This window comes from Variovorax sp. OV329, from assembly GCF_900114785.1.
Lineage (GTDB): Bacteria > Pseudomonadota > Gammaproteobacteria > Burkholderiales > Burkholderiaceae_C > Variovorax.
The window spans coordinates 503,581-512,246 of record NZ_FOUG01000002.1 but is presented as its reverse complement, the minus strand read 5'-3'; the positions used below and the strand labels follow the sequence as shown (position 1 = coordinate 512,246).

General features: G+C 69.1%; 7 protein-coding genes. 2 read left to right on the top strand and 5 right to left on the bottom strand.

What is annotated here, in order from left to right; translation table 11 throughout:
* Positions 1–207 precede the first annotated feature (207 nt).
* Positions 208–1,116 carry a Bug family tripartite tricarboxylate transporter substrate binding protein gene (locus tag BM345_RS05150; protein ID WP_254789541.1) on the bottom strand — a complete coding sequence of 303 codons (909 nt, stop codon included), beginning with the start codon at positions 1,114–1,116 and terminating at the stop codon, positions 208–210.
* Positions 1,117–1,258: 142 nt separating this feature from the next.
* On the opposite strand from BM345_RS05150, the gene BM345_RS05145 reads away from it, so the two are divergent.
* The gene (locus tag BM345_RS05145; RefSeq protein ID WP_093376189.1) at positions 1,259–2,176 is read left to right on the top strand and encodes a LysR substrate-binding domain-containing protein; all 918 of its coding nucleotides are present in this window, start codon (positions 1,259–1,261) and stop codon (positions 2,174–2,176) included.
* A 21-nt stretch (positions 2,177–2,197) separates the two neighbouring features.
* On the opposite strand, the gene BM345_RS05140 is transcribed toward BM345_RS05145, so the two are convergent.
* The 3 genes from BM345_RS05140 to pbpC all read right to left on the bottom strand — a co-directional run bounded on the left by BM345_RS05140 (position 2,198) and on the right by pbpC (position 7,011).
* Positions 2,198–3,520: an MFS family transporter gene (locus BM345_RS05140; RefSeq protein WP_093376188.1), complete on the bottom strand. Its 1,323-nt coding sequence runs from the start codon at positions 3,518–3,520 to the stop codon at positions 2,198–2,200.
* Between the two features lie 113 nt (positions 3,521–3,633).
* The gene (locus BM345_RS05135; protein ID WP_093376186.1) at positions 3,634–4,791 is read right to left on the bottom strand and encodes an alpha-hydroxy acid oxidase; all 1,158 of its coding nucleotides are present in this window, start codon (positions 4,789–4,791) and stop codon (positions 3,634–3,636) included.
* Positions 4,792–4,839: 48 nt separating this feature from the next.
* Positions 4,840–7,011 (bottom strand): penicillin-binding protein 1C, encoded by a 2,172-nt coding sequence (gene pbpC / locus BM345_RS05130; protein WP_093376184.1) that lies wholly within the window; start codon positions 7,009–7,011, stop codon positions 4,840–4,842.
* A 75-nt stretch (positions 7,012–7,086) separates the two neighbouring features.
* Here pbpC and BM345_RS05125 point away from each other — a divergent pair, with 75 nt between their 5' ends.
* Positions 7,087–7,827: a class I SAM-dependent methyltransferase gene (locus BM345_RS05125; protein WP_093376182.1), complete on the top strand. Its 741-nt coding sequence runs from the start codon at positions 7,087–7,089 to the stop codon at positions 7,825–7,827.
* A 6-nt stretch (positions 7,828–7,833) separates the two neighbouring features.
* On the opposite strand, the gene BM345_RS05120 is transcribed toward BM345_RS05125, so the two are convergent.
* Complete coding sequence (locus BM345_RS05120; RefSeq protein ID WP_093376181.1) at positions 7,834–8,496, bottom strand: DUF1345 domain-containing protein; 663 nt, start codon at positions 8,494–8,496, stop codon at positions 7,834–7,836.
* Positions 8,497–8,666: the final 170 nt, after the last annotated feature.

The following is an 8,666-nucleotide window of genomic DNA, read 5'->3' as shown; positions in this document are numbered from 1 at the left end:
AGCACCGGGGACACCGGGCCGAAGCTCGCGTCGCGCCCGCCGTAGCAGCCCAGGTCGGCAAAGCCCAGGTCGTCGGCCACGATGAAGATGAAGTTGGGACGCGGGGTGCGGGCCATGGCCTCAGTCCACCTTCATGCCAGTGGCCTTCACGATGGCGCCGTAGCGCACCTTGGCGGCCTCCAGTCGATCGGCGGCCGCCTTGCCGCTTTAGCCCAGGGCCACCATGTCCAGGCTGGCCAGGCGCTGCTTGACCTCGGGCGTGGCCAGGGCCTTCTGCAGCGCGTCGCGCAGCTTGTCGACCACCGGCTGCGGCGTGGCGGCCGGCACCATCGCCAGGTAGAGGACCTCGAACTCCATGCCCTTGAGGCCCAGTTCGCCCACGGTGGGCACCTCGGGCAGCAGCGGCGAGCGCGTGCGGCCCGTCACGGCCAGGGGCCGCACCTTGCCGGCCTGGATGTGCGGCAGCAGGCCCGGCGTGGCCAGGATGCCGGCCTGCACTTCACCGGCCAGCAGGGCCGTCACGGCAGGCGCATTGCCCTTGTAGGGCACGTGCATGATCTTCGAGCCGGTCGAGTCCGCGAAGATCTCCGCGGCGATGTGGCCCGGGCTGCCGTTGCCTGCGGATGCGAAGCTGGCCGCCTGCTTCTTCGATTCGGCGATGAACTCGGGCAGCGTCTTCGCGTTCACCGAGGGGTTCACGCCGAAGGCCAGGCCCGAGGAGCTGAAGATCATCAGCGGCTTCAGGTCCTTGGCCGCGAAGGGCATGGACGAGTAGACGTGCGGGTTGATGGTGAAAGTGGTGTCGATGGACAGCAGCACCGTGTAGCCGTCGGCCGCGCCCTTGGCCACCGCGTCCGCGCCGATGTTGCCGCCCGCGCCGGGCCGGTTGTCCACCACGAAGGGCTGCTTGAGCTCGGCCTGCAAAGGGATGGCCAGCGCACGGCCCAGCATGTCGAGCGGGCCGCCGGCCGGAAAATTGGTGAGGAACTTCACCGGCTTGTCGGGGTAGGCGCCCTGCGCCTGGGCCGCCTGCGGCAGCAGGGTGACGAGCGGGGCGCAGCAGAGCAGGCCAGCCAGCAGGCGGCGGGCGCGAAGGGGTGAGGAGGAGGAGGTCATGGTGGCTTGTCTCTGGACGTTCTTGTGAAGGTCCACTCTAGGAGCCGCGGATTCGTCCCACAACTGAAAGCTCTTCTGCCTGCCATTCCGCCTGGTTATATTTGAGCGGGCCGTCACTCCCAATGGCGCGACGTCACCAGCCATGAACTTTGATCGCCTGCAGCTGCGCCACCTCCGCTGCCTGGCCACCGTGGGCCAGGAGCGCAACCTGGTGCGCGCCGCCAAGGCGCTGGCGCTCACGCAGCCGGCCGTGTCCAAGACCATCGCCGAGCTGGAGGACATCGTGGGCCGCCAGCTGCTGGTGCGCCGGCGCCGCGGCGTCGACCTGACGGCTGCCGGCGAAGTACTGCTGCGCCATTCGGTCGCCACGCTGCGCGGCCTGCGCGAGGGCCTTTCGCTGGCGTTGGACGAGGCCGAGGGCGAGCAGCTTCGAGTGGTGGTGGGCGCATTGCCCAACATGGCAGCGGGCCTGCTGCCCGAGGCCATCGCGCTGCTCAGCCGCACCCATCCGCAGCTGCGCGCACGCGTGGTGAGCGGCACCAACGCGCAGCTCATGACGCAGCTGCGGCAGGGCGAGATCGACCTGGTGGTGGGGCGCCTGGCCCAGCCCTCGGCCATGGTGGACCTGAGCTTTCTGCAGCTCTACAGCGAGCCGCTGCTGCTGGTGGCGCGGCCCGGCCATCCGCTGGCGGGCCGGTCGGCGCCGCCCCTGTCCTCGCTGGCCGACTATCCGCTGGTGGTGCCGGTGAAGCAGGGCACGCTGGTGCGCGACACCGCCGATGCCTTCCTGTTCGCGCGCGGCAATGCACTGCCTGGCGCGGTGATCGAGGCCACCGACACCAGCTTCGCCCTGGGCCTGCTGCGCCGCACCGACGCCATCTGGTTCGCGCCCAAGGGCGCAGCCGACAGCGCGCTGGCGCTGGGCGAACTGGTGCGGCTGGACATCGACACCAGCGTCACCGACGGCCCGGTGGGCATCACGCAGCGCCGCGCCGGCGAGCCCGGCGACGGCGCACGGCGCCTGATCGAGGCGATCGCGCAGGTGCTGCGCGATCGCTGAAGGCGGCCGCGGACCTCGCGCTCAGTGGTCGTGGTGCAGGTAGCTCGCTTGCCGCGGCAGCCGCAGGCTGACCAGGAAGGCCACCACCATCATCACCGTCACGTACCAGTAGAAGGTGGTCTCGTGGCCGGCGGTCTTCAGCGCCAGCGCCACGTACTCGGCCGAGCCGCCGAAGATGGCGTTGCCCACCGCATACGCCAGGCCCACCCCCAGCGCGCGCACCTCGGGCGGGAACATCTCGGCCTTCACGATGCCGCTGATGGAGGTGTAGAAGCTCACGATGGCCAGCGCCAGGATGATCAGCACGAAGGCCATGTAGGGACTGCTCACGCTTGCCAGCGCGGTGAGGATCGGCACCGTGAACAGGGTGCCAAGCGCGCCGAACAGCAGCATGTTGGTGCGCCGCCCGATGCGGTCCGACAGCATGCCGAACAGCGGCTGCATGCACATGTAGACGAACAGCGCGCAGGTCATCACGTAGCTGGTGGTCTTGATCGGCAGGTGCGCCGTGTTCACCAGGAACTTCTGCATGTAGGTGGTGAAGGTGTAGAAGATCAGCGAGCCGCCCGCCGTGTAGCCCAGCACCGTGAGGAAGGCCGGCGTGTGGTGCTTGAAGAGGTTGGCGATGGTGCCGGCCTCCTTGTTGCTGGCGCCCTGCTCACCGTGCGTTTCCGACAGCGCGCGCCGCAGGTACATGGCTACCACGGCGGTGACCGCGCCGATCACGAAGGGAATGCGCCAGCCCCAGGCCTTGAGTTCGGCCTCGGTGAGCAGCTGCTCCAGGATCACGATCACCAGCACCGCCAGCAGCTGCCCGCCGATCAGCGTGACGTACTGGAAGGACGAGAAGAAGCCGCGCTGGCCGCGCAGGGCGATCTCGCTCATGTAGGTGGCGGTGGTGCCGTACTCGCCGCCCACCGACAGGCCCTGGAACAGGCGTGCGAGCAGCAGCAGGAAGGGCGCCCAGGCGCCGATCTGCGCGTACGTCGGCATGCAGGCGATCACCAGCGAGCCGGCGCACATCATGGTCACCGAGATCACCATCGAGGTCTTGCGCCCTTTGCGGTCCGCGATGCGGCCGAAAAGCCAGCCGCCGATGGGCCGCATCAGGAAGCCCGCGGCGAACACGCCCGCGGTGTTGAGCAGCTGCACCGTGGGGTTGGATTTGGGAAAGAAGGCCCCGGCGAAGTAGATGGCCGAGAAGGCGTAGACGTAGAAGTCGAACCACTCGACCAGGTTGCCGGAAGAGGCACCGACGATCGCGAAGATGCGGTGCCGCTTTTCCTCGGCGGTGTAGTGGGGAAGTGGTGCGTCGGCAACGGACGCGCCTGCCTGGCCCGGCATGGGGACACTCATGGTCAGCCTCTCTTGATGTTTTGTATGACTGGCGAAGATTCTGCGCCAGTCGCACACACCCGGCTGTCGGCGAGTGCCGTGTCCTTCCTCCTGCCTCTGGTTTAGAAGGTGCCCGGAAGCAGGATGCTCGAATCCACCGTATCGATCTGCGTGCGGCCGCAGAAGGCCATGGTCACGTCCAGTTCCTTGTGGATGATCTGCAGGGCGCGGGTCACGCCCGCTTCGCCGAAGGCGCCCAGGGCGTAGAGGAAGCTGCGGCCGATGAGCGTGCCGCGCGCGCCCAGTGCACGGGCCTTGAGCACGTCCTGGCCGCTGCGGATGCCGCCGTCCATCCACACCTCGATGCGGTCACCCGCTGCGTCGGCGATGGCGGGCAGCGCATCGATGGAGGCCGGCGCGCCGTCGAGCTGGCGCCCGCCGTGGTTGGAGACGATCAGCGCGTCCGCGCCGCTGTCCACGGCGAGGCGCGCGTCTTCCGCGTCCATGATGCCCTTGAGCACCAGCTTGCCGCCCCAGCGGCGCTTGATCCACTCGATGTCGCCCCAGTTAAGCGAGGGATCGAACTGCTCGGCCGTCCAGGTCGACAGCGAGGACACGTCGCTCACGTTCTTCGCATGGCCCACGATGTTGCCGAAGCTGCGGCGCTGCGTGCCCAGCATGCCCAGGCACCAGCGCGGCTTGGTCGCCAGGTTGATCAGGTTGGCGATGGTGGGCTTGGGCGGCGTCGACAGGCCGTTCTTGATGTCCTTGTGGCGCTGGCCCAGCACCTGCAAATCCAGCGTGAGCTGCAGCGCCGAGCAGTTGGCCGCCTTGGCGCGGTCGATGAGCCGCTCCATGAAGTCGCGATCGCGCATCACGTAGAGCTGGAACCAGAAGGGATGGCGGCCGGTGGCCTCGGCGATGTCCTCCAGCGAGCAGATGCTCATGGTCGACAGCGTGAAGGGAATGCCGAAGGCCTTGGCCGCGCGTGCGCCGTGGATCTCGCCGTCGGCATGCTGCATGCCGGTGAGGCCGGTGGGCGCGATGGCCACGGGCATGGCCACGTCCTGCCCGATCATGGTGGTGCGGGTGGAGCGGCCCTCCATGTTCACGGCCACGCGCTGACGCAACTTGATTTTCTGGAAGGCGTTCTCGTTGTCGCGGTAGGTGCCCTCGGTCCAGGCGCCGGAGTCGGCGTAGTCGTAGAACATGCGCGGCACGCGGCGCTTGGCGATGACGCGCAGGTCTTCGATGCAGGTGATCTTGGAAAGGTCGGGCACGGGAGCGTTCTCCTCAGAAGTCTTGTTGTGACGGACACGAAGTGCGCATTATCGGGAGTGCGCCACGCCGGCTCCCCGGACCTCGATGCGCAGCTGATCCAGCACAGCGCCCTGGCGCGCATCCACCAGTTGCACCACATGCCGGCCGGGCCACGGCAGCCAGGGCAGGCGGGCACCCTGGCCGGCCGTGCGGCCGTCGATGCGCCACTGCAGTTGCTGCTGCGGCGAGCCGCCCTCGGCCTCGAACACCAGGCGTTGGCGCGCTGGCGGAATGTCGGGGTCCAGCGCGACGATGGTGCCGTCGGCCGGTGCGCTGATGCGCGCCGCGGCGTCGACGGCTTGCGCGCCGGCGCCATCGAGCGCGAAGCGCGGCTGCTCGGTGCCGGCGACGAACCACTCCTCGCGCGCGGCTTCCAGGTCGTCGCCGAAGCTCACCTTCATCGACAGCAGGCCGCGCGGGGGCGCGGGCGGGCGGCTGGGCTCACTGCGATGCAGGAAGGCCATCAGTTCGGCCCACACCGGTGCGGCGCCACTGCTGCCGCTCACGTCCCACATGGGCGCGCCGCTGGCGTTGCCTACCCACACGCCCACCGTGTAGCGCGAGGACCAGCCCACGGCCCAGTTGTCGCGCATGTCCTTGCTGGTGCCGGTCTTCACCGCCGTCCAGAAGCGGGTGGCCAGCACGCTGTCCAGGCCGAAGGTGGGCGCGCGCGCATTCGTGTCATGCAGGATGTCGCCGACGATGAAGCTGGCACCCGGGTCGATGGCCTGCGTGAAGGCCGGCGCCGCCGCCACCGGAAGGCCCTGGCCGGCCGCGCTGGTGCGCCCGCCGTTGGCCAGCGTGCGGTAGGCGTTGGCCAACTGCAGCAGCGAGACCTCGGCGCTGCCCAGGGCCAGGCTGTAGCCGTAGTAGTCGCCGTTCTCGCGCAGCTCGATGCCGGCCGCGCGCAGCTGCCGCGCGAAGGTCTCGGGCCCGACCAGCACCAGGGTGCGGACCGCCGGCACGTTGAGCGAGGCGCCCAGCGCGCTGCGCACCGACACCGGCCCCTTGAAATGGCGGTCGTAGTTCTGCGGGATGTACAGGCCGCCCGCGGTGCTGATCTGCGCCCTGGAATCGTCCAGCAGCGAGGCTGCGGTGAGCCGGCGCTGCGCGATCGCCTGCGCGTAAAGGAAAGGCTTGAGCGTGGAGCCCGGCTGGCGCTGGGCCACCACGCCATCGACCTCGGACGCGCGGCTGAGCGCATCGCCCGAGGAACCCACCCAGGCCAGCACTTCGCCGGTGGCGTTGTCCAGCACCACCACGGCGCCGTCTTCCACGTTGCGCCCGCGCAGTTCGCGCAGGTGCCGCTGCAAGGTGCTCAGCGCAAAGCGTTGCAGCGGGGCGCGCAGGCTGCTGCGGATCTGGGCCTGCGGCTCGGCCCGCTGGCGCAGCAGCCGGCGTGCCAGGTGCGGCGCGATGCCTTCGCTGGCCGGCCAGTCGCGGCGCGAGAGGGAGGCGTTGGCAAAGGCTTCGAGGGCGAGGCAGTCGGTGCGGCTGCCCGGCTGCATGCTGCGCAGCAGCTCGCAGCCGCGCTGCGCCACCAGCGCAGGCTTGGCATTGGGTGCGCGCACCAGCGCGGCGGCCAGCGCCGCCTCGCGCGCATCCAGGCCGTGCGGCGCCTTGGCGAAGAGGCTGCGCGATAACGCGTCGATGCCCACGATCTCGCCGCGGAAGGGCACCGTGTTGAGGTAGGCCTCCAGGATCTGGTCCTTGCGCCAGTCCTTCTCGAGCGTGCGGGCGGCCCAGGCCTGGCCCAGCTTCTGCTGGAGGTCGCGGCCGTCGCTGCTGCGCCGCTGCAGGTCCTCGTCCATGAGGCCCGCCAGCTGCATGGTGATGGTGGAGGCGCCGCGCGTGCGCGTGGCCCACAGGTTGCCCCAGGCCGCGGACGAGACCGCCTGCCAGTCCACCCCGCTGTGCTCGTAGAAGCGCTTGTCCTCGCTCAGCAGCATGGCCTGGCGCAGGGCCGGCGAGACGTCGGCAAGCGACACCCACTGGCCGCGCCGCACGCTGGCGTCGGTGCGCACACGCTGCAGCAGTTCGCCGTTGCGGTCCAGCACCAGGGTGTCCGAAGGCCGGAAGTCCTGGCGCACCTGCTGGAAGCTGGGCAGCGCCGCCGTGGCCTGCGTGGCGCAGGCCAGCAGGAGCAGGGCGGGCAGAAGGCGGAGGAGCGTCAGGGGCATGGCGGCGAGGGTGCCTATTCTGCGCGGGCGCGGCGTGGGCTATGGTGCTCCACCTCGACCCTGTCACGACCTGCCATGGATTTCTACGACGAACTCGCGCCGCTGTACCACCTGATCTTTCCCGACTGGCGCGCCAGCATCGCACGCCAGGGCGGCCAGCTGCATTCGATCGTGCAGGTGCAATGGCCCGGTGCGCGACGTCTGCTCGACCTGAGCTGCGGCATCGGCACGCAAGCCATCGGCCTGGCCGCAAGGGGCTTGAGCGTGAGGGCCCCGGATCTCTCGCCGGTCGCGGTGGAGCGCGCGAGACAGGAGGCGAATGCGCAGGGCGTCTCCCTGGCGCTGTCGGTGGGCGACATGCGCCACGCCCACGCGCTGCACGGCTCGGGCTTCGACGTGGTCCTGTCCTGCGACAACTCGGTGCCGCACCTGCTCATGGACGAAGACATCCTGCTCGCCCTGCGCGAGATGCATCGCTGCCTGCGATCCGGCGGCGGCGTGCTGCTGAGCGTGCGCGACTACGCGAAGGAGGAGCGTGGCCGCAATCTGGTCAAGCACTACGGGGTTCGCGAGGAAGGTGGGCGGCGCTACGTGCTGTTCCAGGTGTGGGACTTCGAGGGCGATCACTACGACTTCAGCTTCTTCGTCGTCGAGGAGGACCCGCGCGCGAAGACCGCGGTGACTCGCGTGATGCGCTCGCGCTACTACGCCATCGGCACCGACCGCCTGCTGGAACTGATGGCGGAAGCGGGCTTCGGGAATGTGCGGCGCATCGACGATGCCTATTACCAGCCGGTGCTGGTGGGGACGAAGTGAGGCTGCTCAGGCGATCACGCCCGCCACCACGTTGATGCTCAGCGCCAGCACCAGCATGTTGAACGCGAAGGACAGCACGCTGTGCACCAGCGTGATCCGGCGCAGGTCGGACGACTGGACCTGCACGTCGGACACCTGCGAGGTCATGCCCACGACGTAGGCGTAGTAGATGAAGTCCGAGTAGTCGGGCTCGGCCTTGCCGGGAAAGTCCAGCGCCGGCTCATCCGTCTCGCCTGATTTCTCCATGATGTAGTAATGGTGCGCGTAGTGGAATGCGTAGACGGTGTGGATCATCAGCCAGGACACCGTCAGCGCCACCAGCGCCAGCCCCACGTGCAGCACGCGGTCCATGCCCGCCAGTTCTTTCACTTGCTGCAGCAGCATGGCGATGGCCACCACACTGAAGACCACCGCGGTCAGCATGACGATGAGCAGCACCACGTTGGGCTGGTCCAGCGCCTGGGCGCGTGCGCGGGTCTGCTGCGCATCGAAGGTGTGGGCAAGCCAGAAGGCCAGCGCCAGGTAAAGGCCAGCGCCCGCCGTCCAGGCCAGCACGCCACGCGCCATGCCGTTGAGCAGGGGCCAGTGCACCAAGCCCACCGCAGTGCCGAGGGCAAGTCCATAGGCGAGGCGCTCTGGCCCGGTGGTCGTCGAGAGCTTCATCTGCATGGCGGGCACTGTAGCGCGACATGGCGCAGCCGCCTGCGGCAGCGCTTGCTTCGGCGTGTGCGCGTCGTGTCGGCATGGGGTGACCGTGTACTCGTCGTTCAAGCACCGAAAAAGCAGGGTGGGTGTGTGCCGGCTCGGTGATGCCGAAGCCGTTAACGTCCGACGCCTTC